The organism is Stenotrophomonas maltophilia (assembly GCF_013464485.1).
GTDB classification, from domain to species: Bacteria; Pseudomonadota; Gammaproteobacteria; order Xanthomonadales; family Xanthomonadaceae; genus Stenotrophomonas; species Stenotrophomonas maltophilia_AW.
In genome coordinates, this window is sequence record NZ_RAUX01000042.1 from 36,555 (window position 1) to 61,667 (window position 25,113).

19 protein-coding genes and 6 tRNA genes are annotated in these 25,113 nt (G+C 65.8%); 14 read left to right on the forward strand and 11 right to left on the reverse strand.

Going from position 1 to position 25,113, the window contains the following annotated elements; genetic code table 11:
- Positions 1-39: 39 nt before the first annotated feature.
- The 10 genes from lpxH to D7Y61_RS17990 form a co-directional block, all read right to left on the reverse strand.
- The gene (gene lpxH / locus D7Y61_RS17945; protein ID WP_180868251.1) at positions 40-786 is read right to left on the reverse strand and encodes a UDP-2,3-diacylglucosamine diphosphatase; all 747 of its coding nucleotides are present in this window, start codon (positions 784-786) and stop codon (positions 40-42) included.
- A gap of 58 nt (positions 787-844) precedes the next feature.
- The gene (locus D7Y61_RS17950; RefSeq protein WP_180868252.1) at positions 845-1,384 is read right to left on the reverse strand and encodes a phosphatase PAP2 family protein; all 540 of its coding nucleotides are present in this window, start codon (positions 1,382-1,384) and stop codon (positions 845-847) included.
- Positions 1,365-2,510 carry a glycosyltransferase family 4 protein gene (locus D7Y61_RS17955; protein ID WP_180868254.1) on the reverse strand — a complete coding sequence of 382 codons (1,146 nt, stop codon included), beginning with the start codon at positions 2,508-2,510 and terminating at the stop codon, positions 1,365-1,367. Before D7Y61_RS17955 ends, D7Y61_RS17950 begins: the two co-directional genes overlap by 20 nt.
- 143 nt (positions 2,511-2,653) lie before the next feature.
- Positions 2,654-5,578, reverse strand: a complete 2,925-nt coding sequence (locus D7Y61_RS17960; protein WP_180868255.1) for a TonB-dependent receptor domain-containing protein — start codon at positions 5,576-5,578, stop codon at positions 2,654-2,656.
- Between the two features lie 336 nt (positions 5,579-5,914).
- Positions 5,915-8,884: a TonB-dependent receptor domain-containing protein gene (locus D7Y61_RS17965; RefSeq protein ID WP_180868257.1), complete on the reverse strand. Its 2,970-nt coding sequence runs from the start codon at positions 8,882-8,884 to the stop codon at positions 5,915-5,917.
- Positions 8,885-9,189: 305 nt separating this feature from the next.
- Positions 9,190-10,716: an exopolyphosphatase gene (gene ppx, locus D7Y61_RS17970; protein WP_180868259.1), complete on the reverse strand. Its 1,527-nt coding sequence runs from the start codon at positions 10,714-10,716 to the stop codon at positions 9,190-9,192.
- 362 nt (positions 10,717-11,078) lie between these two features.
- Positions 11,079-13,166 carry a polyphosphate kinase 1 gene (gene ppk1 / locus D7Y61_RS17975; protein ID WP_049434036.1) on the reverse strand — a complete coding sequence of 696 codons (2,088 nt, stop codon included), beginning with the start codon at positions 13,164-13,166 and terminating at the stop codon, positions 11,079-11,081.
- A 4-nt stretch (positions 13,167-13,170) separates the two neighbouring features.
- Positions 13,171-14,502 (reverse strand): phosphate regulon sensor histidine kinase PhoR, encoded by a 1,332-nt coding sequence (gene phoR, locus D7Y61_RS17980; RefSeq protein ID WP_180868260.1) that lies wholly within the window; start codon positions 14,500-14,502, stop codon positions 13,171-13,173.
- 106 nt (positions 14,503-14,608) lie between these two features.
- A complete protein-coding gene (gene phoB, locus D7Y61_RS17985; protein ID WP_005408258.1) occupies positions 14,609-15,298 on the reverse strand; it encodes a phosphate regulon transcriptional regulator PhoB in 690 nt (229 codons plus the stop codon).
- A 116-nt stretch (positions 15,299-15,414) separates the two neighbouring features.
- Entirely contained in the window at positions 15,415-17,115 is a 1,701-nt protein-coding gene (locus D7Y61_RS17990) for a M48 family metalloprotease (RefSeq protein WP_180868262.1), read from the reverse strand.
- Positions 17,116-17,203: 88 nt separating this feature from the next.
- On the opposite strand from D7Y61_RS17990, the gene grxC reads away from it, so the two are divergent.
- The 7 genes from grxC (at position 17,204) to D7Y61_RS18025 (ending at position 22,419) form a co-directional block, all read left to right on the forward strand.
- A complete protein-coding gene (gene grxC / locus D7Y61_RS17995; protein WP_049400919.1) occupies positions 17,204-17,494 on the forward strand; it encodes a glutaredoxin 3 in 291 nt (96 codons plus the stop codon).
- Positions 17,491-17,883, forward strand: coding sequence for a carboxymuconolactone decarboxylase family protein (locus D7Y61_RS18000; protein ID WP_004146041.1), 393 nt, complete (start codon positions 17,491-17,493; stop codon positions 17,881-17,883). The genes grxC and D7Y61_RS18000 overlap by 4 nt, the downstream gene beginning before the upstream one ends.
- A 346-nt stretch (positions 17,884-18,229) precedes the next feature.
- Positions 18,230-19,234 carry an isocitrate dehydrogenase gene (locus tag D7Y61_RS18005; protein ID WP_032129081.1) on the forward strand — a complete coding sequence of 335 codons (1,005 nt, stop codon included), beginning with the start codon at positions 18,230-18,232 and terminating at the stop codon, positions 19,232-19,234.
- 131 nt (positions 19,235-19,365) lie between these two features.
- Positions 19,366-19,776 carry a hypothetical protein gene (locus tag D7Y61_RS18010; protein WP_125895358.1) on the forward strand — a complete coding sequence of 137 codons (411 nt, stop codon included), beginning with the start codon at positions 19,366-19,368 and terminating at the stop codon, positions 19,774-19,776.
- 162 nt (positions 19,777-19,938) lie between these two features.
- Complete coding sequence (locus D7Y61_RS18015; RefSeq protein ID WP_180868264.1) at positions 19,939-20,682, forward strand: cysteine hydrolase family protein; 744 nt, start codon at positions 19,939-19,941, stop codon at positions 20,680-20,682.
- 53 nt (positions 20,683-20,735) lie between these two features.
- Complete coding sequence (locus D7Y61_RS18020; RefSeq protein ID WP_180868265.1) at positions 20,736-21,644, forward strand: LysR family transcriptional regulator; 909 nt, start codon at positions 20,736-20,738, stop codon at positions 21,642-21,644.
- A 25-nt stretch (positions 21,645-21,669) separates the two neighbouring features.
- Entirely contained in the window at positions 21,670-22,419 is a 750-nt protein-coding gene (locus D7Y61_RS18025) for a sulfite exporter TauE/SafE family protein (protein ID WP_180868267.1), read from the forward strand.
- Between the two features lie 59 nt (positions 22,420-22,478).
- Here the strand turns inward: D7Y61_RS18025 and D7Y61_RS18030 are convergent, their stop codons facing one another.
- The gene (locus tag D7Y61_RS18030) at positions 22,479-23,237 is read right to left on the reverse strand and encodes a Bax inhibitor-1/YccA family protein (protein ID WP_180868268.1); all 759 of its coding nucleotides are present in this window, start codon (positions 23,235-23,237) and stop codon (positions 22,479-22,481) included.
- Positions 23,238-23,417: 180 nt separating this feature from the next.
- Here D7Y61_RS18030 and D7Y61_RS18035 point away from each other — a divergent pair.
- The 7 genes from D7Y61_RS18035 (at position 23,418) to D7Y61_RS18065 (ending at position 25,028) form a co-directional block, all read left to right on the forward strand.
- Positions 23,418-23,494 (forward strand) — tRNA-Pro (locus D7Y61_RS18035).
- A 39-nt stretch (positions 23,495-23,533) separates the two neighbouring features.
- Positions 23,534-23,610, forward strand: a tRNA-Arg gene (locus tag D7Y61_RS18040).
- 176 nt (positions 23,611-23,786) lie between these two features.
- Positions 23,787-23,863, forward strand: a tRNA-His gene (locus D7Y61_RS18045).
- 79 nt (positions 23,864-23,942) lie between these two features.
- Positions 23,943-24,018 (forward strand) — tRNA-Lys (locus tag D7Y61_RS18050).
- A gap of 197 nt (positions 24,019-24,215) precedes the next feature.
- Positions 24,216-24,291: transfer RNA gene (locus D7Y61_RS18055), tRNA-Lys, on the forward strand.
- A gap of 229 nt (positions 24,292-24,520) precedes the next feature.
- Positions 24,521-24,835: a hypothetical protein gene (locus tag D7Y61_RS18060; RefSeq protein ID WP_180868270.1), complete on the forward strand. Its 315-nt coding sequence runs from the start codon at positions 24,521-24,523 to the stop codon at positions 24,833-24,835.
- Positions 24,836-24,943: 108 nt separating this feature from the next.
- Positions 24,944-25,028, forward strand: a tRNA-Leu gene (locus tag D7Y61_RS18065).
- Positions 25,029-25,113 lie beyond the last annotated feature (85 nt).

Consider the following 25,113-nt stretch of genomic DNA (forward strand, 5'->3'; position numbering starts at 1 on the left):
CCCAGGTAGATGCCAACCTTGGTTGGACCCTGCGATCGGTCATTCGCGGGCGAGGGTATCCAGCGACCAGCCGCTGGCGTCCACGCGCAGTACCGACCCCTGTTCGTACCAGTCACCCAGCACGATGCGGGTACAGGGACGACCGCCGGCCTGCAGTGTGTGCACGGCCGGACGATGGGTGTGGCCATGGATCATGGTGTCCACGCCGTGACGCACGAAGGTGGCATCGACTTCGGCCGGGGCCACGTCGGTGACGGTCTCGAACTGTGCCCGGTCGCCCTGCTTCATTTCCGACTGGCGTGCCTGGCTCGCTTCACGTGCCTTCTGCGCAAACGCGATGCGCGCGGCCAGTGGCTGCGACAGGAACTGGGCCTGGAACGCCGGGTCACGCGTCTGTGCGCGGAACTGCTGGTAGGGAATGTCGTCGGTGCACAACAGGTCACCGTGCTGCAGCAGCACGGGGCGACCATACAGCTCGATCATGCAGGGGTCGGGCAGGATGCGCAGGCCGGCGCGGCGCGCGTAGTCCTCGCCGAGCAGGAAGTCGCGGTTGCCGCGGATGAAGTACACCGGCACGCCGCTGTCGGACAGTACCTTCAGTGCATCGGCCACCGCATCGGCGGCGGGCGAGGGGGTGTCGTCGCCGATCCAGGCTTCGAACAGGTCGCCGAGGATGTACAGCGCATCGGCGCCGGGTGCCTGCTCACGCAGGAAGCGCAGGAACAGGTCGGTGATCTCTGGACGGCTGGGGTCCAGGTGCAGGTCGGAAATGAACAGCGTGGTCATGCCTGCATTCTAGGCCATCAACGATGACGGCAGCGCCGGCCATGCCCGGCGGCGGTCGTCACACCGGCAGCGGCAACCAGGCCAGGCTGGCCGAGGCCAGCCCGATGGCGATGCCGGTGGCGGCAAGCACGTCGGACGGGTAATGCAGGCCGAGGACCACCCGCGACAGCGCGACGCCGAGCGTGAAGGGCACCAGCAGCGGTGCCAGCCATGGATAGTAGGCAAGCGCGACAATGGTGAACGATACCGCGTGCAGGGTATGGCCCGAAGGGAAGCTGAATTCATCCAGTGGCGCCACCCAGGCACGGATACGCAGATCGGCCGCATAGGGCCTGGGGCGCCGCGTCCAGCGCTTGAGCCCCTTGTACAGCAGCAATGCAGCCAGGCCGGTCGCGGCCATGTGCACCGATGCGCGCAGGCCGTCGAAACCGTCGATCACCACCAGCACGCCCATCAGCACGTACCAGAACACGCCATCGCCGAGACGGCTGATGACCGAGAACAGGCGACGCACGCGGCGGCGGCGGCAATAGTGATTGGCCCGGCGGCAGAGCCGCGCCTCACGGCCAGCCAGCAGCTCAAGCGGCGTGGTGCGCATGGCTGCTCCTCCGCGACTGGGCCAGCTCGGCCAGCAGGGCGTCGAATTCGGCGACCACCTGTTGAGGATGCAGGCGCTTCATCGCACGCGCGGCGCTGCTGCCCAGTTCGCGTCGCCGAGCATCATCTGCAGCCAGCTGCAGCGCAGCTTCGATGAACTGCTCATCATCATTCACCGCCGCACCGTTCTGGCCATTGCGCAGGTATTCGCGGGCCGCACCATAGTCGAAGGCCACTGTGGCCAGGCCACTGGCCATGCTTTCCAGAGTCACGTTGCCGAAGGTCTCGCTGCGGCTGGGGAACAGGAACAGATCGCCGCTGGCGAAATGACGGGCCAGTGCCTCGCCGCGCTGGATGCCGCAGAAAATGAAATCGGGGTTTTCATGTGCCAGCTTCTCGCGGGCCGGGCCATCACCCACCCACACGAAACGTGCCTTGGGCCGGATCTGCTGCAGGCGGCGGAACGCTTTCACTGCCAGGCCGAGGTTCTTCTCCGCAGCGATGCGGCCGACATGGATCGCCACCAGACCATTGCCGTCCACGCCCCATTCCTCGCGCAGCGCAGGATCGCGCCGGCCCGGATCGAACTGCTGGCTGTCGACCGCACGCGCCAGCAGGCGCACGCGTTCAAAGCCCTGTTCACCAAGGAACTGCTGCAGCTCGCGGGTCGGTACCAGGGTGGCATCGGCCTGGTTGTGGAAACGGCGCATCCAGCGCATGGCAGCGGCCTGCAACCAGGCCACGCCATAGTCAGGCAGGTATTCGTCGAAGCGCGTGTGGAAGCCGCTGGCAACCGGGATACCGAGCCGGCGCGCAGTGCGCAGTGCCGACCAGCCCAGTGGGCCTTCAGTAGCGACATAGATGGCATCCGGGCGTTGTTGCTGCCAATGGCGGCCAAGCCGGATCGGTGCCGGAAGGCCGAAGCGCAGGCCGGGATAGCGTGGCAGTGCGGCACCCGGAACCAGCAGCGTACCCGGCGCTGAATCCAGCGCTTCGCTGGCCTGGCGTGGCCGGATCAGGTCGATCTCATGGCCGCAATTGCGCAGTCCCTGCTCCAGGCCCTGCACGGTGAGGGCAACGCCGTTCACTTCCGGCGGGTAGGTCTCGGTGACGATGGCATAGCGCATGGCGGGCCTCCGGGTTTCCGGCATGCTCGGGCCTGGCGATGTAGCCGATATGACCGCATTGCGACCGCCAGATGACGCGCCCCGGGCCCTGCGTCACCACGGCCCCGGAGGGCCGTGGTGGGTCGTGCTGGCCAGGCGGGGGATCAGAAGCGCTGCTGGTACTTCATGTAGATGAAACGACCGATGTCGAAGCCGCCGTAGTAGGAGTAGTTGGAACTCGGTTGGCTGTACATGATCGGCCCCTGGCGGCCAAATACGTTGTTGGCACCGATCGAGACGGTCGCATCCCACGGCAGGCTGTAACGCGCCTGCACGTCGTGGAAGGTGACCGATCCGCGTCGGTTGTAGTCACGGCTGCCACTGAACCAGGGCGCGTGCTGGCCCGGGTGCGAGCACTCCTCCGGATACGTGCCTGCATCCAGGCAGCGTTCCTTGACGGCGGAGAAGTAGCGCAGGCCCCAGGTCAGGCCAAGATTGCCGCGTTCCCAGCCCAGCGATGCGTTGGAACGCACGCGGAAGCCGATGCCATCGTTGGTGGCGATGCCATTGCTGGGAATCGGCGGCACATCCGCCTCGTTGGTGGTGCGCTCCACCGCGGCAACCACATAGGTGGTTTTCCAGTCTGCGCTCAGCGTGCCCCAGGGTGTTTCGATCCTGTGGCCGATCTCCAGGTCATAGCCTTCGGCCTGGCGGAATCCACTGTTGCGACTGCCGTAGCTGAGCGTGTTCACGATGCCCAGTTCCGGGTCGCGGGTGAAGTTGTTGCAGCGTTCGGCGATGCCCAGTTCGTAGCAGTCGCGGAGAATGTCGTTGGGATGGTCGGAGACGATCGTGTTCTCGATACGGATCTTCCACCAGTCCAGCGCGATGTTCAGTCCTTGGGCGAACGATGGGCTCCAGACCAGGCCCATCGTGCGGCTGGTGGAGGTCTCCGGCTGCAGATCCGGATTGGAGCCGTTCCTGAACGGCAGGGGTGACTGCCCGCTGCTGCCGGTGATCGGCTTGTTGCCCTGGCCGAGCTGGCGGTAGGTGTCTGCATTGGCGATGTCGGCGGCGCAGCGCGCGCGTACTTCAGGGCTGCTGGCCGCTGCACCGTAGACCGTGTCGCAGGGGTCGCGGAAGCCAGTGGTGAACGTTTCCGAGCCACCGCCGTACAGGTTGGAGATGGTCGGCGCGCGGAAGCCCTGGGCCCAGGTACTACGGACGAGCAGCTGGTCGATGGGTTTCCAGGTGACGCCGAACTTGCTGTTGAGGGTGTTGCCGAAGGTGGTGTAATCCGAGGAGCGTGTCGCCGCATTGAAGGTCAGCTCACGTGCGCCGGGCAGATCGCGCAGCACCGGAATGTTCAGTTCCAGATAGGCCTCGTCGACACGGTAGCCGCCACCGGTGGGGCCCGCTGCCAGGTTTGTGGTTGCGCCGGTCTGTGCCAACGCGTCGGGAATGAAGCGGCCATCCTCACGACGGCTCTCCACGCCCACGGCAAAGCCCAGTTCACCCGCGGGCAGGACCGCAAGGCTTCCGCTGATACTGGCGAACAGGTTGCGGGTGGTGGTGCGGCCCCGTGTGATCTCCTCGGGGAACAGCCACTCCTGCAGTTCGGGATTGCCGGTCAACCCATGAGGATCATTCTGGCCCTCCGGAACCAGCGGATTCCACGGTTTGCAGCCGGCAATCGGTGCTCCCGGGGTGCCACATTCGACCTTGCCGGTTTCCGGGTTGAAGAACGAGGGGCCAGTGGCATCGGCCACGCGCTGCTTGTGCAGATTGCCGGTGGCGCGCTGGGTCAGTTCGCTGCGGTTGTACTGGTAGCCGGCTTCCCAGTCGAAATCCCGGCCACCGAATTCGAAGCTGCCTTCAAGGGCGGCAACGCCCTGCCAGGTGGTCAGCTCGCTGGTACTTACCCGCGGAACTTCCCAGGTGCGGCGGTTCCAATGCACATCACTGGGCGTTTCGTAGCCGTGGTGGCTGCCGAACGGGTTGAACCAGCTGTCGGCGGACATCGGAGTGATGCCGGCTGCGTCGGACTGGAACGGGTAGCCGGCGATCTGGCGCGTGGTGGTGCGCCGGTTGTAGCCCAGCTGGGTGTTGAAGCGGACCTGGTCGTTCAGGTCTGCACGGGCATCGACGAAGATCGAGTCGCGCTTGATCGGCGTCTGCAGGTGCATCTGCTCGTTGCTGTTGCTGACATCACCGGTGAACGGCGTGTTGTCGCTGAGATGGACGCTGTCCGGTCCGCCCGGCTGGCTGCCGCGGTCGAGCGTATAGCTGCAGCCACGGTTGCTGCTGCAACCGGGGCCATTGAAGCCGACGATGCGCCCCCACTGTCCGACCGTGGTCCAGCCATCGCCCGGATGACGGTCGGTATAGGTGTACGCACTGAAGCCACGGTCCTTTGCCCATACGCCCTTTTCCTCGACGTGCTCGGCAGCGAAGCTGATCGAAGCGCGGTCGTTCGACCAGCCGGCAACCACGTCGTACTGGGTACGCGTGCCATCGCCTTCGCTGTACTGCCCGCGGTAGACGCTGGCGGTCACGCCTTCAACGTTGCGGCGGGTAATGATGTTGACCACACCGGCCATCGCGTCGGAACCATAGATGGCCGAGGCGCCGTCCTTGAGTACTTCCATGCGCTCCACCGCCGCCGCGGGAATGCTGGAAACATCCTGATAGCCGCTGGTGGTCATGCCCAGGCGCTTGCCGTTCACCAGCACCAGTGTGCGCTGCGCCCCCAACCCGCGCATGTCCACATAGCTGCCGCCGGAGGCCTCGCCGGCGCTGAGCGGGCTGGCGCGGCTCAATGCCGGGCTGCCTGTCGCGGTCAGGTTCTGCAGGATGTCGGCGACGGAACTGAAGCCCTGCCGCTCGATGTCGGCGCGGCTGATGGTCAGTACGGGCTGTGCGGTTTCCAGGTCGACCTGGCGGATGCGCGAGCCGGTGATCTCGAGGCGGTCCAGCGTGGTGGCTTCCGGCGCGTGCTGTGCGAACACGGGAGCTGCCAGCGCGGTGGTCGCCGTCATCGCCAGTGCGCGGCGGATCGCCAACCCGAGTGCGGGAATACGGATGGTCATGGGTCTCTCTCTCAGTCTTCGAAGTCGTCGGAGCGCAGCCTGGCCGGCCGCAGCAACTCCACCGCAGGCGGTGGGTGTTCGAACCTAGTGAAGGTGGACCGCGAGGCGTAGGGGCAAGAGACGAATGTGCGGCAGGCTGACATGACGCTTCCGCACAAAGCGGATGCAAATCAGTCGATTGTTCCGGTCTACGGGGATGCTGCGGACATGGTGCAGGGAGCCGTGTCCTTGATTGATGGCATCAAGGTCGAAGTGGAAAGCGACAGTCTGCGCGCGTGCAAAAAAAACCACGGCCCCGAAGGGCCGTGGTCGTACAGCTTCAACCGCGCGGATGGATCAGAAGCGCTGCTGGTACTTCATGTACATGAAACGACCGATGTCGTAGCCACCGTAGTAGGAGAACGACGAGTTCGGCTTGCTGTACATGACAGGTGCCTGCTTGTCGAAGACGTTGTTGGCACCCACCGAAACGGTGGCGTCCCACGGCAGGTTGTAACGGAACTGCAGGTCGTGGAAGGTCACCGCACCACGCTCGTTGTAAGCGGTGGGCGACTTCAGCCAGGGAGCCTGGAAGGACGGATCGGAGCATTCGTCCGCATAGCGCGCAGCGTTGAGGCAGCGCTCCTTCACGCCGGAGTAGTAGCGTGCCGTCCAGCTGACGCCAAAGTCGCCCACGTCCCAGCCCAGCACCAGGTTCGAACGCACGCGGAACGCAAGGCTGGTGGCGGTGCCGATGGTGTTGGCAACGCCGTTGATCGGCGTGATCGCATCGCGGACATCATTGGTGGAACGGTAGACGTTCTTGCTCACATAGGTGCTGGTCCAGCCCGCGCTCAGCTTGCCGTAGCTGGTGTCGACGCGATAGCTGACATCCAGGTCATAGCCTTCGGTCTCGGCGAAGCCGGCATTGCGGTTGCCGAACTTCAGGCCGGTGACGATGCCGTTGGACGGATCACGGGTGAAGCGGCTGCAGCGCGATTCGATGCCCTGCTCATAGCAATCCTTCAGGATCTGGTTCGGGCTGTCACCGACGATGGTGTTGTCGATGCGGATCTTCCACCAGTCCAGTGCGACGTTGAAGTTGCTGATGAAGGTCGGGCTCCACACCAGGCCCAGCGTCTTGCTGGTCGAGGTTTCCGGAACCAGCAGCGGGTTGGAGCCGGACACGAACGGCGTCGGGGTGGCATCCTGCGCCGTGGTTACCGGCGTGTTGCCCTGCTTCAGCTGGCGGAAGTTGGTGGCATCGGCGATGTCACGCGCGCATCGTGCGCGGACTTCGGCACTGCCCTTGGCCGAGCCGAACATGGTGTCGCACGGGTCGCTGAACTGCGCGAAGGTTTCCGAACCACCACCATACAGATCATTGATGGTCGGGGCGCGGAAGCCTTCCGCCCAGGTGCCACGGACCAGCAGCTGGTCGATCGGCTTCCACTTGAAGCCGAACTTGCTGTTGAGCGTGTTGCCGAAGGTGTTGTACTTGGAATACCGGGTGGCGGCATTGAAGCTCAGCTCACGCGCGCCGGGCAGGTCGGCCAGCACCGGCACGTTGAGCTCCAGGTAGGCTTCCTTCACGTTGTAGCTGCCACCGGTCGGGCCTGCGGCCAGGTTGGTGGTGGCACCGGTCTGGGCCAGGGCATCGGGGGTGTACCGGCCATCTTCCTTGCGGCTTTCCACGCCGAAGGCGAAGCCCAGGTCGCCGGCCGGCAGGGTCAGGATGCTGCCGGACAGGTTGGCGAACGCGTTCTTGGTGGTGGTCCGGCCGGTGGTGTGCTCCGCCGGGAACAGCCAGGCCATCAGTTCTTCATTGCCGGTCAGTCCGTTCGGATCGTTCCTGCCGTAGGGCACCAGCGGGTTCCACGGGGTGCAGCCGGCGATCACTGCACCCGGACGGCCACACATCACCTTGCCGGTTGCCGGATCCAGGAACGACGGCCCCACGGCGTCACGCACGCGCTTCTTGTGCAGGTTGCCGGTGGCGGTGGCGGTCAGTTCATTGCGGTTGTACTGGTAGCCCACGTCCCAGTCGAAGTAGCGCTGGCCGATCTCGAAGGTGCCGTCCAGCGACACTACCGCACGGTAGGTTTTCAGTTCGCTGGTGCTCACACGCGGGATTTCCCAGGTGCGGCGGTTCCAGGCTACGTCGGTTGGCTTGGCATAGCCGTGCTGGCTGCCGAACGGATTGAAGTAGCTGTCCTTGGACATCAGGCCGGTGGCGGTCGGGTCACCCGAGATCGACACCGAACTGGACTGCAGGGGGTAGCCTGCAATCTGGCGCTCGGACGAACGCTTGTTGTAGCCGAATTCGGTGCGCAGGTTGACCTGGTCGGTGATCTTGAAGCGACCGTCGAAGTACACCGAATCACGCTTGATCGGGTACATCACGTGCATCTGCTCGTTGGCATTGCTGACATCGCCGGTGAACGGCGTCGCGTCGGTCAGGTGATAGTTGGCCGGGTTGGTCGGGTCAGTGCCGCGGTTGAGCGAATAGCCACACCCCTGGCTGGTGTTGGTGCAGCCAGGGCCACCCTTCAGGCCGGTGACCTGGCCCCACTGGCTCAGCGTGGTCCAGTTGGAGGCGTCGTTCGGGTGGCGGTCGCTCACGCCGTACTTGCTGAACCAACGGTCCTTGGCCCACACGCTCTTTTCTTCGGAGTGCTCCAGCGCCAGGGTCAGCGACACGCGGTCATTGCTCCAGCCGCCGACCACGTCGAAGCGGTCACGGGCGCCGTCGCCTTCGCTGTACTGGCCGTGGTAGACGTTGGCGGTCACGCCGTTGACGTTGGAACGGGTAATGATGTTGATCACGCCGGCCATCGCGTCGGAGCCGTAGATGGCCGACGCGCCGTCCTTCAGGACTTCAATGCGCTCCACCGCCGACACGGGCAGCGAGGACACGTCCTGGTAACCCGAGGTGCTGATGCCCAGGCGCTTGCCGTTGACCAGCACCAGGGTGCGCTGTGCGCCCAGGTTGCGCATGTCGATGTAGGTGCCGCCGGTGTTCTCGCCAGCGCTCAGGGCGTTGGCACGGCTGATCGCCGGGCTGCCCATCGCCGTGACGTTCTGCAGGATGTCGGCCACCGAGCTGAAGCCCTGGCGCTCGATGTCCAACCGGCTCAGTGCCAGGACCGGCTGAGCGGTCTCCACGTCCACCTGGCGGATGCGCGAGCCAGTGATCTCGATGCGATCCAGGGTAGTCGGCGCGGCGGTGTTGCCACTCTGGGCGAACGCGGGCAGGGCCGCCAGCGTCGCAGTGGTCGCCAGGGCGTAGCGGATGGCCTGCCCCAGGGGGGTGGTACGTGAAGTCATGACGAGCTCTCTCTCTCAGGTCGTGCAGGGACGCCAAACAGGGCGTCGAAGAAATCGGCCGCTGATAAGTGGACCGATGACCCGATAGTAGTCTCGTTGGTTAATGCTATGTAAAGAGGTCGTATCGCTTTGTACCGGGCTTCATCACCAGATTTCACGAAAGCTCAACAAAAGCAGTCGCTTAGCTGTAACGCTGAATGCGCTCGCCCGGCATGATCTGCTGCGTCGCAGCAGATCAAGGGGGGGGCGCATGCGCGAATCGTAACGGTGTGTGACGTTCTTTCCCGGCGGGAAAGGCCTGGTCCTCAGGCCACGAACGGCCGGAACTGGATGCCCAGTCCGGCGATGCCGTCGGTTTCACCAATCAGATCGGCGCGCAACAGCGGCCGGGCATCGATGAAGGCCTGCGGCACGATCAGCGACAGGCGGTTGTCGTCGGCGGTCAGTTCCAGCGCCGGCAGCGGATCGTCCTCGTGGGCGCGGTTGAGCAGCACCGCCAGGCGCAGCAGGGCGGCCAACCGGCGTGCGGTCAGCAGCAGGCGCTCGGGCAGGGCGTCGAAGGCGGTCTTGGTCACGCTGCGGCGATGGCTGCGTACCAGTGCGGCCAGCATCTGCTGCTCCTGCCGCGAGAAGCCGGCGATGTCCGAGTGTTCCAGCACGTAGCTGCCATGCACGTGATAACCGCTGTGGGCGATCATCAGGCCCAGTTCGTGCAGGCGCGCGGCCCAGCCCAGCATGCGTGCATCGTCGGCATCGAGCTTCCAACGTTCCTGCACCTGTTCCAGTAGTGAAAGGGCGGTGTCCTGCACGCGGTCGGCCTGTACCGTATCGATGCCGTAGCGCTGGCTGAGCGCGGCCACCGATTCGTCACGCAGGTCGTTCTCACCGGCGCGGCCGACGATGTCGTACAGGATGCCTTCGCGCATCGCCGCCTTGCTGACCAGCAGTTTCTGCAGGCCCAGCGCCTGGAAGGCCGCTTCCAGCACCAGGATGCCGCCGGCGATGATCGGGCGGCGGTCGCTGGACAGGCCCGGCAACTGGATGTCGTCGATCTTCTTGGCCTTCAGCAGTTCGTCGCGCAGCTGTGGCAGGGCCTCGGCGGTGATCGCGCCCTTGCTCAGCTTCATCGTCGCGCAGATCTCGCTGATTGCCTTGTGCGTGCCCGAGGAGCCGAGCGCTTCCTGCCAGCCCAGTGCGCGGTACTTGCTGGCAAAGGGCTGGAACTCGCGGCCGATCTCGGCCAGCGCATCCTTCCAGCGTTTCCTGCTCAGCTTGCCACCCGGGAAGAAGCGCCGGGTGCTGGCGATGCAACCGGCCTGCAGGCTTTCGCGCTCGAGGGTCTGCATGCCCATGCCGATGATGAACTCGGTCGAGCCACCGCCAATGTCGATGACCAGCCGGCGCTGGCCGGGCTTGGGCGGTTGCGCGTGGGCCACGCCCAGGTAGATCAGGCGCGCCTCTTCGCGGCCGCTGACGACTTCGATGGCGTGCCCGAGCGCGGTTTCGGCGGGTACAAGGAACGACTGCGGGGAACGCAGCTGGCGCACGGTATTGGTGGCCAGCGCGCGCACCCGGTGCGGCGGCACGTTGCGGATGCGCTGGCCGAAACGGGCCAGGCATTCCAGCGCGCGCTGCCGGGCAGCGGAGGAAAGTCCACCCTTGCCATCCAGGCCATCGGCCATGCGCACGGTCTCGCGCAGGCGGTCGATCACCCGCAGCTGGCCGAGCGTGTAGCGCGCGATGACCATGTGGAAACTGTTGGAGCCAAGGTCGATGGCGGCCAGCAGGTCGCCATCCTGCAATGCGGGCGGAGTCGTGGTGGTATGCGGCATGGGCGAATGTTAGCCGAAGGGGCGGTGTGCTCGTCACCGCGCGGCCTTCACATTTTGGAAGAGGGGAGTGCGGCAGGGCTGCGCCCTGCACCTGCCGAAGCAACGGCAACAGCAACAGCAACAGCGGGCTATCCGTGGGATGGCGGGGTGGGTCCGGTTGCGGGGGACGGCGCAAGTACGTCCATGTAGCCTCGGTCGCGCCATCCATGGCGCTCACGCCCCCGCAACCGGACCCACCCCGCCTTCGACAGATTTCTGCGATCTGATGGTGGGTGCCGACCGTTGGTCGGCACTGATCCTATCCCGCCCAAAATCGGTGCCTACTGCTCTTGGTAGGTGTCGACCTTGGTCGACACACCGGGTTACAGCCCCTGCATCAATGCCATCTGCGCAGAATGCGGCGCCTCGTCGTGCGCGGGCGCACGCTTGTGGTAGATGCCGTCGGCATCCAGTTCCCAGGCGTTGAGGTTGTCGTCCAGGTAGTTCTGCAGGACTTCGCGGTAGACCCGCTTGGCCAGCTCCGGATCGAGGATCGGGAAGCAGGTCTCGACCCGGCGCAGCAGGTTGCGTTCCAGCCAGTCGGCGCTGGCGCAGTACATCTCCGGTGCGCCGTCGTTGCCGAACCAGTACACGCGGCTGTGCTCCAGGAAGCGGCCGACGATCGAGCGCACGCGGATGTTGTCCGAGATGCCCGGCACGCCCGGACGCAGGGTACAGGCGCCGCGGATGATCAGGTCGATCTGTACGCCGGCCTGCGAGGCGGCATACAGCGCGCGCACCACCTGCGGCTCGTTCAGTGCATTCATCTTGGCGATGATCCGCGCGGGGCGGCCGGCGGCGGCGATGCGCGTTTCGCGCTCGATGCGGCCGAGGATGCCGGTGTGCAGGGTGAAGGGCGACTGCAGCAGGCGCTTGAGCTTCATCTTCGAGGCCAGCCCGGACAGCTGCTGGAACAGCAGGTGCACATCGTTGCCGATGTCCGCGTCGGCGGTGATCAGGCTGATGTCGGTATACGCGCGGGCGGTGCCGCTGTGGTAGTTGCCGGTGCCCAGGTGCACGTAGCGGCGCAGCTTGCGGCCCTCGCGGCGCACGATCAGCAGCATCTTGGCGTGGGTCTTGTAGCCGACCACGCCGTACACCACCTGCACGCCGGCTTCCTGCAGCCGATCGGCCAGGCCCAGGTTGGCTTCCTCGTCGAAGCGCGCACGCAGTTCGACCACCACAGTGACGTCCTTGCCGTTGCGCGCGGCCTGGATCAGTGCGTCGACAATGAGCGAGTCCTTGCCGGTGCGGTACAGGGTCTGCTTGATCGCCAGCACGTTGGGATCGATCGCCGCCTGCCGTATCAGCTCCAGCACTGCGGTGAAGGCATCGAACGGATGGTGCAGCAGCAGGTCCTGGCGTGCCGCCGTCTCGAAGATGCCGTCGCTGTCGCGCAGCGTGCGCGGGGTCATCGGCGGGTACTTCAGGTCTGGCTGCGCGATCAGGTCGTAGAGCTGGATGATGCGGTTGAGGTTGACCGGGCCATCGATGCGGTACACCGCGTTCTCGGTCAGGCCGAAATTCTGCAGCAGGGTGCGCACGATGTCGCGCGGCATGTCCTGCGCGATTTCCAGGCGCACCGCCGGCCGGTAGCCGCGGTCGACCAGCTCGTCACGCAGTGCCAGCGCCAGGTTCTCCACTTCTTCCTCGTCCACCACCAGTTCGGAGTTGCGGGTAACCCGGAACTGGTAGGCCCCCTGGACTTCCATGCCCGGGAACAGCTCATCGACGAAGGTGGACAGCACCGACGACAGGAACACGAAGTTCTGCGATCCGCCGAGCTTCTCCGGCAGCTGGATGATGCGCGGCAACGAGCGCGGCGCGCGCACGATGGCCAGGTGGCCGGCGCGGCCGAACGCGTCGGTGCCCTTCAGCACCACCACGATGTTCAGCGACTTATTGAGGATCTTCGGGAACGGATGCACCGGGTCCAGACCCAGCGGCGACAGCACCGGCATGATCTCGTTGCGGAAGTACGCGCGCAGCCAGCGTTTCTGGCGGTCGGTCCAGGAATGGCGGCCGAGTACGCCGATGCCGGCCTCCATCAGCGCCGGCCGCAGCGTCTCGTTCCAGCAGCGGTACTGCTGGTCCACCAGTTCGGCGGCACGGTCATGGATGGCGTTGAGGATGGCCTGCGGGCTCATGCCGTCTGGCGCTGGTGGCAGGCCGAACTCCTGCGCGTGGCGCACGGCCGCGGCGCGGATCTCGAAGAACTCGTCCAGGTTGGTGCAGGAGATGCACATGAAGCGCAGGCGCTCCAGCAGCGGCACCTGCGGGTCCATCGCCTGTGCCAGCACGCGGAAATTGAAATCCAGCTGCGACAGCTCGCGGTTGATGTAGAGCGCCGGGTCGCGCAACGGATCGTTGTCCGGGCTCACGGGGAGGGGGAGGGATCCGAGGCTGCTCATGGCGTCATTCTTCGATGGAAGTCAGGGGGGCGGACTCGCGCGGGCGCACGTGGTCGGCATCGAAATGGCAGGAAAACACCGAGCCCTTGCCGACCTCGCTTTCAATCTCCAGCCTCGCGTGGTGCAGGCCGAGGATGTGCTTGACGATGGACAGGCCCAGGCCGGTACCGCCGCTTTCGCGGGAACGGCTGCTGGAGACACGGTAGAAACGTTCGGTCAGGCGCGGCAGGTGGGATGCCGGGATGCCGTAACCAGAATCGCGCACCGCCAGCACCGCGCCGTCGCCTTCGCGGCGGAACTCTACGGCGATGCGGCCACCGGCCGGCGTATAGCGCACCGCGTTGGTGACCAGGTTGGAGAAGGCGCTGTGCAGTTCCTTGGTCGAGCCCTGCAGGTCAACGCCGGCCAGATCGTCGATGCTGATCTGGTGGCGGCCCTGGCTGTGCGCTTCGGCTTCGCGGCGCAGGGTGGCCAGCATCGGCTGCATGGCCACGGTCTCTTCCTCGCTGTGTTCCTGCGATTCCAGCCGCGACAGGGTCAGCAGATCTTCCACCAGCTGGGCCATGCGCTGGCTCTGCTTGCGCATTTCTTCCAGCATCGGTCCGGTTCCCGGGAAATCCTCCGGGTCCATCATGTCCAGGTAGCCGTGTACCACGGTGAGCGGGGTGCGCAGCTCATGTGAAACGTTGGCGACGAAGTCGCGGCGCACCTGTTCCAGGCGCAGCAGCTTGCTGACGTCGCGCGCGATCAGCAGCCAATAGTCCTGAGAGTAGGGAATCAGGCGCAGGTTCAGGCGGATCGCAGGGTCGACCGGCGAGGGCACGTCCAGGATCGGCTCGGCGTTGCGGCCGCCGGCCAGCCAGTGGGCCAGCGGCATCGGCTGCAGGCGTTCGACCAGGGCCTCGCCGAGGTCGCCCGGATGATGCAGGCCGAGCAGGGCGGTGGCCGCTTCGTTGAACCACTGCACACGCTGGCTGTTGCGGTCCAGCACCACCACCGCATCGGGCAGCGCTGCGGCGGCGGCGCGGTAGCTGCGCAGCATGTCCAGCAGGCGGCGCTTGCGCACGCGCATTTCCACCTGGTTGCGATACAGCAGGCGGTCCAGCTCGTTCCAGACACCGGTGCCTTCCTCGGCGGTGTCCCAGCGCTGGCGCGCGGTCAGCCGTCGCAGCACGCTGCGCAGGCGCCAGTAGTGCCAGGCCAGGGTGGCCAACGCGCCCAGTGCGATGCACAACCACAGATGGCCCGTGAACCACCCCACCAATCCGGCGAACAGCAGTACCGCGGCGACGGTGGCCAGGGTCTTCAACCAGGCGGAGCGGATGTGGCGGGGCATTGCGATCTCGTCGTTGAGGTGCGGCGGTTCACTGGGGTGAACCGAGGGTTATAGCAGAGTTGCCGGCACCGGCACCCGCGGGTGCGCGGCGCCGGCACGACGAGACTCAGGTGGCCGTGGAGAAGCGGTAGCCAGCGCCGCGCACGGTCTGCACCATGTTCTCGGCGTTGAACGGTTCCAGCGTCTTGCGCAGGCGGCGGATGTGCACGTCGATGGTGCGTTCTTCCACGTACACGCTGCCGCCCCACACATGGTCGAGCAGCTGCGCGCGGGTGTAGACGCGCTCGGGGTGGGTCATGAAGAAGTGCAGCAGGCGGTATTCGGTCGGGCCGATCGGCACCGGCTGGTCATTGGCAAACACGCGATGGGCGGCACCATCGATGCGGATCGGACCGACCGCTACGCTGCCGTCCTCGTCGTCCTCGCGGGCGCGGCGCATGACCGCGCGGATGCGGGCGAGCAGTTCGCGCGCCGAAAACGGCTTGACCACGTAGTCGTCGACGCCGGCCTCGAGGCCACCGACGCGGTCGTTTTCTTCGCCGCGGGCGGTCAGCATGATGATCGGCACTTCGCGGGTCAGGGTTTCCTTGCGCCAGCGGCGGGCCAGGTCCAGGCCGCTGGTGCCGGGCAGCATCCAGTCCAGCAGGATCAGGTCGGGAACGCGGTCGGCGATCGCGGTCTGGGCCTCCCGGGCATCGCCGGCGTGGACCGGTTCGTAATCGCCCTTGCGAAGGGCGAAGGCGACCATTTCACGGATCGCGGGCTCGTCATCGACGATCAGGATGCGTTTCTGCACGAGGACACCGTAGGGCTCGGTTACTGGACTGGTGCCAGTAGACTACGGTTTGATGACATGTTTGTGACTAACGGGCCGGAACCAACCGGGATTGCCATCGGCCGGTCATGCGGCACTCAGCGGCGATCCAGGTCCGGGTCCTGCACGCCCTGGCGACGCAGCTCCAGCACGGTCGGGGTGATCGCCTCGATGCGCGCGTCCACCCGGGCGCGACCCACATAGTCCAGCGCCGGGTTGCGCTTGAGTGCCTGCAGCTGCATCAACGACTGTTCCGGGCGACCGCTGAGGAAGGCCGCCTCGGCGTATGCCTCGCTGGCGCGCACGCTGTCGCCGGCCAGCTCGCTGGCGCGGGCGTAACGCTGCTGGAAGACCGGATCATTACCGCTTTGCGACAGCAGCGGCCGCAGCATGGCCTGCGCACGCTGGCCGGCTTCGCGGCTGCCCTGTTCGTTCAGGATCTCGGCGTAGGTCAGGGCCACCGGCCGGCTGTTGGGGTGCTGGCGCAGCAACTGCTCGAAACGGCTGTTGGCTTGGGCGGACAGGCCTGCGCGTGATTCGGCCTCGCCCAGCCCCAGTGCAAGCCACAGATTGTCCGGCCGGGTCTGCAGCAGGCCGGCCAGGGTCTGCCGGGCCTGGGTGGCACCGGCGCGACCGTTGCGCATCACGGCCAGCGCCTGGCCATAGCGTTGGGCCTCGTTGAGGCCGTCCTTCTGGCGCTTGGCAAGATCGGTGTACTCGCGCTCCAGTTCGGCGGTCGAATCGGCACTCAGGACCCGCAGGCGCTCGCGCGCCCAGTCGAAGTCGCCACTGGCGCCGCGGCTCAGCTGGCCCATCGGGATGCGCAACACACTGCTGGGCAGCAGCGGGTTGTTTCCACGCAACAGGGGTTCGGCCAGGCTGGGATCGGCCGGGTCCACGCGCTCCCTGCGCTCGCCGCTGGGGGTGCTGGTGGTCAGCAGCACCGTGTCCTTTTTCATCTGCTCGGCGCGCGCCTTGGCTTCGCTGATGCGGGTGATGTTGACCGGGTGGGTGCGCAGGAACTCGGGCACGCTGTAGCCGCCTTCGTTGCCACGCATTGCCGACGCCATCCGCTCGAAGAAGCCGGCCATCGCGTCCACGTCATAGCCACTGCGCGACAGGGTACGGATGCCGAGGCGGTCGGCCTCGGACTCGTTGGAGCGTGTGTAGTTGATCTGGCGCTGCTGCATCAGGCCCATGCCGGAGCTGATGGCGGCCATGGTCGCATTGCCGGAAGACGTGCTGTTGCTGGCCTGCGCGGCCACCACCGCCGCCAGCATGCCCAGCAGGATCGGAATCTGGTCGCGCTGGGCACGCTCGACCCCGCGCAGTACATGCTGCTGGGTGACATGGGCGATTTCGTGCGACAGCACGGCCGCCACTTCGTCCTCGCGCTCGGCGGTCAGCACCAGGCCGGCGTTGACCCCGATGTAGCCGCCCAGGGTGGCGAAGGCGTTGATCTGGCGGTCCTTCATCACGAAGAACGTGTAAGGCTGGCGCGGCTGGTCGCTGTTGGAGCCGAGGCGGGTGCCCATGGTCTGCAGCCAGTCGTTCACCAACGGGTCGTCCAGCAGGTAGCCGTAGTTGCGCAGCTCACGCAGCATCATGGCGCCGTACTCGGCCTGGCGCGCCGGGGTCAGCAGCTCGCCCGCCGACGAGCCGATGTCGGGCAGCTTCTCCTGGGCCTGGGCCAGCGGCATGGCCAGGGCCAGGGTGACGACGGTAGTCAGCAGCAGGGCTCGCAAGCAGAAGGTCCTCGGGCAGGGCGCGCCAAGCGTGGCAGGCCGGGGGGCAACCATTCGTTAATCCACAGTGTTGCGGCGGTGGCGTGGAAATTCCAGCGCACCGGTACCATATGTAGACCGTCGATCCATCGTGGAGTTTCCCGTGACAGCCCAGACCGCCGGCGGTGCCCCCGCCATCACCATCTATTCCACCGCCGTCTGCCCGTACTGCGTGGCCGCCAAGAATTTCCTGAAGAGCAAGGGCCAGCAGTGGACCGAGGTCCGCATCGACCTGGACCCGGTCGAGCGGGAGAAGATGATGGCGCTGACCCGCCGTACCAGCGTGCCGCAGATCTTCGTGGGCGACGTACACGTGGGCGGTTACGACGACATGATGGCCCTGCACCGTGAAGGCAAGCTCGAGCCGCTGCTGGCCGGGCAGGGCCAGGCATGAGCGCGGCCGACGACGGCAGCAAGGACCGCATCGCCGAGTTCACCGATTTCCGCAAGCGCATGAACGAGCGCATCCTGGGCGAACCGAACCAGGTGGTGCGCCGCTTCTTCGCGCTGGACACGCAGACCTACCAGGCCGGCGCGCTGGATGTGAAGACCAAGGAACTGCTGGGCCTGGTGGCCTCGATGGTGCTGCGCTGCGACGACTGCATCAGCTATCACGTGGCCCAGTGCAAGGACGCCGGGGTGACCCGAGAAGAGTTCTTCGAGACCTTCTCGGTCGGCCTGGTGGTGGGCGGCTCGATCGTGATCCCGCACCTGCGCCGCGCGGTCGACTTCCTCGACCAGCTCGAAGGCGGCGCCGCCGCCCCGGAAGCGCACGCGCACTGAACCTGACGGGCGCCGGGAACCGGACCCTGTGGCCCTCCCGGTAGTGCCGGCCGCTGGTCGGCATCCCGTGAACCCCACATGGCCGAGGTTGCCGGCCAGCGGCCGGCACTACCGAGCGCTTCCCCGCAATCCAACAGCCCAGGAGCCCCTTCTTGTTGAAGGGGCGCGCCGACAGGCGGGGGTAGAGGAAGAATGCGCGGGCAATTCTGCCTTACCCGGCTCGGACTAATTGCCTATTTGGGGTCTCCGAGCCGGGTAAGGCATAATTGCCGGTGAAACTTCCTTTGCGCCGGCGTTTCCGGGCACGTCCGGACGGCGTTTTTACCCCTGTTCGGAACATCGATCAATGACGCAGAAAATTACGGTCATCCGCGGCGACGGCATTGGCCCGGAAATCATGGACGCCACCCTGTTCGTGCTCGACCAGCTCAAGACTGGCCTGGAGTACGAAGACGCCGACGCCGGCCTGGTGGCCCTGGAAAAGCACGGCGACCTGATGCCGGCGGTGACCCTGGAATCGATCGCGCGCAACAAGGTCGCGCTGAAGAGCCCGCTGACCACCCCGGTCGGTGGTGGCTTCACCTCGATCAACGTCAGCCTGCGCCGTCACTTCGACCTGTACGCCAATGTGCGTCCGGCCCACACCTTCCCGAACACCAAGTCGCGTTTCGACAACGTCGACCTGATCACCGTGCGTGAGAATACCGAAGGTGCCTACCTGGCCGAAGGCCAGGAAGTGTCGGCCGACGGCGAGACCGCCTTCTCCGGCACCCGCATCACCCGCAAGGGCTCCGAGCGCATCGTGCGCTACGCCTTCGAGCTGGCCAAGAGCACCGGCCGCAAGAAGGTCACCGCGGTACACAAGGCCAACATCATCAAGTCGACCTCGGGCCTGTTCCTGAATGTCGCCCGTGAAGTGGCTGCGCAGTACCCGGACATCGAATTCCAGGAAATGATCGTCGACAACTGCTGCATGCAGCTGGTGATGCGTCCGGAACAGTTCGACGTGATCGTCACCACCAACCTGTTCGGCGACATCATCTCCGACCTGTGCGCCGGCCTCGTCGGCGGCCTGGGCCTGGCCCCGGGTGCCAACATCGGCAAGGACGCAGCGATCTTCGAAGCCGTGCACGGCACCGCGCCGGACATCGCTGGCCAGGGCAAGGCCAATCCGTGCGCGCTGCTGCTGGCAGCGGCGCAGATGCTGGACCATGTCGGCCAGCCGGAAAATGCCGAGCGCCTGCGCAAGGCCATCGTGGCGACCATGGAAGCCAAGGATTCGCTGACCGGCGACCTGGGCGGCACCGGCACCACCATGAGCTTTGCCCAGGCCATCGCCAGCCGCCTGTAAGCGGCCGGCGTTCCGGCCGGAGATCGTCTCGGCGATGTCCAGTCCGGGCCTGCATGCGTTGAAGACGGGCCGTCCTTGTACGGCCCGTCTGCGTTTTCAAGTGCGGTTTTTCACCGACAGGATTTTTTCAGATGCCTGAGGCGGCCGTGTGGGTCGTGGCGGCCGTTGCCGTCTATGCTGTCGGCGTGGCGATCTACGCCATCTTCTACTGGCCGTGGTCCCGCGCCCAGCGCGCGCTGCGCCGCCTGCGGACGCAGGGGGCGCCCCTCCGCAGCATGCAGGAGGGCGAGGCGCGCATCCTGCGGTTGATCGAATTTCCGGCAGGATCGCCTGTGTATCTGCTCGAAGGCAGCTGTGCCGAGTTCGTGATCAGGAGCAGGATCTCTCCGGCCCAGCATGTGCAGACCCTGGCCGGCGTCCCAGTGAAGTATCCGGCGGGCCTTGCACGTGCCGTGCGCGCGGGCAGCAATACCGCCGAAGTGGTGCTGGGTCGTGACCACGCGATGATCGTGCGACTCAATGGGGTCAAGCTGGCCCAGTAGGGTCGAGCCATGCTCGACTGCTCCTGCGTAGTCGAGCATGGCTCGACGCTACAAGGACATTCTGTGCGAAATTTGCACAGATCATGTGCCGTTACATGGCTGGTTCGTGCGCCAACCGCTCCGCATCCTGTGCCCCACACCCACCGCGCAGGAATCCGCACCATGAACCTCACCGCCTTCGGCCTGGCCAGCCTGATCGGCATGGCCGCCACCGCCCCGGTCGCCGCCGCCGAACCGTCCCATCCCACCATCCGCCACATGGCGGGCGCGCCGGTCGCGACCTCGCTGGATGCAGCGAAGACCGCCGTGCTGGTGATCGACTTCCAGAACGAGTACTTCGACGCCAGCGCCGCGCCCGGTTTTGCCGGTGGCCGCATGGTCATCCCCGATGGCGCGGCGGCGCTGCGCCAGGCGAAGCGGGTGGTCGAGTTCGCCGATGCCCATGGCATCCGCGTGATCCACGTGCAGCACGTGTTGCCGGCCGGCGCGCCGTTGTTCGCGCAGGGCAGCGTCAATGCCGCCTTCCATCGCGACCTGCAGCCGCGCAAGGGTGAGACCGTGGTGCAGAAGGACAACGTCAGCGTGTTTGCTGGCAACTCGGCCGCGGTGCTCGACACGGTGCTGAAGGAAGCCGGTATCGACACCCTGATCGTCACTGGCCTGCAGACCCATGCCTGCGTGGCCGGTGCGGCGCGCGACGCGGCGGCGGCTCCGCGCGGCTACCGGGTGATCGTATCGTCCGATGCCAGCGCAAGCCGTGACCTGGACCTGGCCGATGGCCGTCGCATCGAACATCGCGTGCTGCATGAGGCATCGCTGGCGCAGATCGAAGACACCTTCGGTGATGTCATGCGTACCGACGCGATCCTGGCGCTGCCGGTGCACAAGGCCGGCGACGGCGCTTGATAAGCTGGCAGGGCCCGCATGCCGTGGGCCCTGCCAGGTGGAGCCGCTCGCTGATGGATCATTTCGCCGCCCTGCGTGCGCTGCGCGCCATCGTCGACGCCGGCAGCTTCACCGCTGCGGCTGAACGCCTGGGCACGACCCACTCGGCGATGTCACGGCAACTGCGGCAGCTGGAAGATCACCTGCAGGTTCGCCTGCTCGATCGCAACAGTCGGCGGCTGTCGTTGACCGAAGCCGGGCGCGATTACTACCGGGAGGCGGGCGTGCTGCTCGATCGCCTGCAGGAAGCGGACGACCGCGCGCGCGCCGGGCAGGTACAGCCCAGTGGCGCCGTACGCATCAGCGTGCCGCAGGTGGTCGCCAGCCAGGAGCTGCCCCAGTGGCTACCGTCGTTCCTGCAGCGCTACCCGCAGGTCTCGCTGGACCTGTCAGCCGATGATCAACTGGTCGACGTGGTGGGGGGCGGTTTCGACCTGGCCCTGCGCATCGCGCCCTCGTTGCCGGACAGCCAGCTGGTCGCGCGCGAACTGGCCAGCTGCCCGCGCATCCTGGTAGCCGCGCCGGCCTATCTGGCACGTCGTGGTCTGCCGCGGCAGGCTGCGGATCTCGAACAACATACGCTGCTGGGATTCAGTCCCACGCCGTCAATGCCGCCCTGGCAGCTGCAGGGGCCGCGCGGTACCTGCGTGAGCATCGAGGCCGGCCAGCGCCTGCGCGTGGATGCCACGCCCGCGCTGCATGCCGCCGCGCTGGCCGGAATGGGCATCAGCCTGTTCACTGCACTGACCGTACAGGAAGACCTGCGCGCCGGCCGTTTGATCCGCGTACTGCCGGCCTGGCATGCCGGGCAGCGCGGCTACTTCGCGCTGTATCCGCATGCACGTGCGCTGGCACCGAAAGTGCGCGCGCTGGTCGAGCACCTTGCAGCGCACTACGCTGCACAGGTGGGCGCGGCAGGGTAGCCGCGCGGTTGCAACCGAGGTGGTGATGGAGTCGGTGTATCTGCTGGTCGCACTTGGGGCGATCGTTGCCGGGTTCGTGCAGGGGCTGTCCGGATTCGCCTTCGGCATGGTGGCGATGTCGTTCTGGGCATGGGGGCTGGAGCCGCGGCTGGCGGCCACACTGTCGGTGTTCGGTGCGCTGGTCGGGCAGTTGGTTGCAGTGTTCACCGTGCGCCGCGGCTTCAACCTGCGCCTGCTGCTGCCCTTCGTGCTGGGCGGGCTGGCCGGCATTCCGCTGGGCGTGATGGTGCTGCCGCAGCTGGACATGGTCTGGTTCAAGGCGCTGCTGGGCGGCTTCCTGGCACTGTGGTGCCCGGTGATGCTGATGGCGCGGTCGTTGCCGCCGGTCACCGTTGGCGGCCGCGTGGGCGATGCGATCGCCGGCATGGCCGGGGGGGTGCTCAGCGGCATTGGCGGTTTCGCCGGACCGGTGCCGACGCTGTGGAGCACGCTGCGTGGCTTCGGCAAGGACGAGCAGCGGGCGGTCATCCAGAATTTCAATCTGGCGATGCTGGCGGTGACCATGGCCACCTATGTCGGAAGTGGCCTGGTGACGCGGCAGATGCTGCCGTACTTCGCCATCGTGGCACCGGCGATGCTGGTGCCGACGCTGTTGGGCGCGCGCGTCTACATCGGCATCAGCGAGGCACGTTTCCGACAGGTCGTGCTGAGCCTGCTGACCGCCTCCGGCATCGCGTTGCTGGCGTCTTCGCTGCCGGTACTGCTGGCGCGCTGAGGGAAGAACGATAAAGGGCGCCACGAGGGCGCCCTTTGTCGTTTACGGCATGGTGCGGCTCAGCGCTGCTGGATCTTCGACAGCAGGCGCAGGAACTCCACATACAGCCAGACCAGGGTCACCATCAGGCCGAATGCGCCATACCACTCCATGTACTTCGGTGCACGCTGGGCGACCCCGGTCTCGATGAAGTCGAAGTCCAACACCAGGTTCAGCGCGGCCACGACCACCACGAACAGGCTGAAGGCGATGCCGAGCCAGCTGGAGTCATGGATCACCGGCACGTTGATGTTGAAGAAGCCCAGCACGAACGACGCCAGGTAGAGCAGGGCGATGCCGCCAGTGGCAGCGACCACGCCCATCTTGAAGTTCTCGGTGGCCTTGATCACGCCGCTGCGGTAGGCGATCAGCAGCGCGAACAAGGTGCCGAAGGTCAGCAGCACGGCCTGGAACACGATGCCCGGGAACTTGGCGTTGAACACGGCCGAGATGGCACCCAGGAACAGCCCTTCGACCAGTGCGTACATCGGCGCGGTGACCGGCGACCATTCCTTCTTGAAGATGGTGATCAGTGCCAGCACCAGGCCACCGATTGCACCGCCCATGGCGTACAGCTTGGCCCCAGCCATGACCTGACCATAGTCATCGATGGTCTGGTTCCAGGCGAAGGCCGCCGTCAGCACGGTCAACAGCAGCAGGAAACCTGTCTTGTTGACGGTGCCGTTGAGGGACATGGCCTGGTCGGGGCTGGTCACCACCGAGCCGCTGGCGAGGTCGAGGAAGGTGGACTCGGAAAGAGCCGGGTTGCCGCTGCGCATGCGCGTTCTCCGTGCGAATGAGGGTCAGGACGGCCGTCCGGCCGATGGACGGGAGCATAGCCGATGGCTGCTTCCGGCGCCGTGGCAGGTGTCCGGTCTGTGCATCCTGCGTTGACAGTTCCCGATGTGCTTGGCCACAATGACCAGCTCCGCGGGCCTGGCCCAAGGGGATTGCAAGACCGGGGTATAGCGCAGTCTGGTAGCGCGCCTGCTTTGGGAGCAGGATGTCGGGGGTTCGAATCCCTCTACCCCGACCAATCCCACATCACGTCGGATTGGACGCCGTTCCGGTTCGGGCGCCCGTAGCTCAACTGGATAGAGCACCGGCCTTCTAAGCCGGCGGTTACAGGTTCGATTCCTGTCGGGCGCGCCATTGGCGAGGTACCGGGATCGCATCGGCGGAATGTGAAGAAGTGCTTGCAAAAGCGCAAGGACTCCACCAGAATATCGGACTCGCTTCGGCGGACCGGAACTTTGGTGACAGTCCCCGGGCAAAGGTTTGAAGTTCCAGCGCCAGCTGATATCGGCGAGGGAACAAAAGTTTCAGTGGTGGCTGTAGCTCAGTTGGTTAGAGTACCGGATTGTGATTCCGGTGGTCGGGGGTTCGAATCCCCTCAGCCACCCCACTGATTCAACCGCATCGGCGTAGCCGAAACGGTATTGCAATAAACAGAAAGCACGCTATGATGTGCGTCTGAGTTTCACGGGCCGTTAGCTCAGTTGGTAGAGCAGTTGACTCTTAATCAATAGGTCCAAGGTTCGAATCCTTGACRGCCCACCAAGATGGAAGCCACCTGGTACGCCAGGTGGCTTTTTTCTTATAGGTGTGACCCCTTCGTTTCGATGGATCACCTGCTGCAGAGCCCCGCCTGGCGTGGATCTGCCGCAGCAGTGGGACCGCGGTGCTGGTTTCAACGACGTTGAAAAAAGTGCTTGCACCCTCCGGGCGGATCGGGTCATAATTCGCGCCCCGATTTCGGGCTGTTAGCTCAGTTGGTAGAGCAGTTGACTCTTAATCAATAGGTCCAAGGTTCGAATCCTTGACAGCCCACCAGACGAAAGCCACTTGGTTCGCCAAGTGGCTTTTTTCTTGCCCGTTCGTTGGGTGGCATCTGCGGGTGCCAGCGGTGCTGGCTGCAGGGGTCTACTGAAGCGGTGATGAAACCAGGGACATATGCGTCATCAGTGTTTTCAATGCTGTGCGCTGCTTCTCACCGTTTCGCACCCTGCATCGCACCCAATGGTTCTTCCGCGCCGACGGCGCATGCATGAAGGAGAATCTGATGGCCGATATCAACCGACGCGCTCGCGCTTCATGGGCGCTGGTTCCGCTCGCGCTGGTGGCGCTCGCCGCCTGCAGCGAGGCCAGTGACCCGGCGCAGACCGTCCAGCGCGACGCCGATGCACAGTACATCCCCGCACGTCCGGTCAGTGATGCAATGCCGATGCAGCCAGCAGCGCCGGCCGAGGGCGTGACCCAGCCCGAAGCGGTACAGCTGCGCCGGACCGATGACGGCGGTATTGAGATCCGAAAGGCGGATGCAATGGCCGGGCAGGGTGTGGGGACGGCCCCAGCGCGGGCGGAACCGCTGCCGTGAGGGCGTGCCGCCCCGGTCGCTCGTGACCGGGGCGGCACTGGATTCAGTTTTGTGCAGGCCTTCCGCTTCCGGCCCCTGCCTGCGACAATCAACCCCTGTGCCGGCCACGCGAAAGTGGCGGAATTGGTAGACGCCCTGGATTTAGGTTCCAGTGCCGCAAGGCGTGGGGGTTCGAGTCCCCCCTTTCGCACCAGTGCCGGCCTGTCCCCGCCCTGATCGGGCCCGCTGCGCCCCCTTGACCGGCACGCGCTGGCAGTGCACGCCGAATTGGGCGAAAC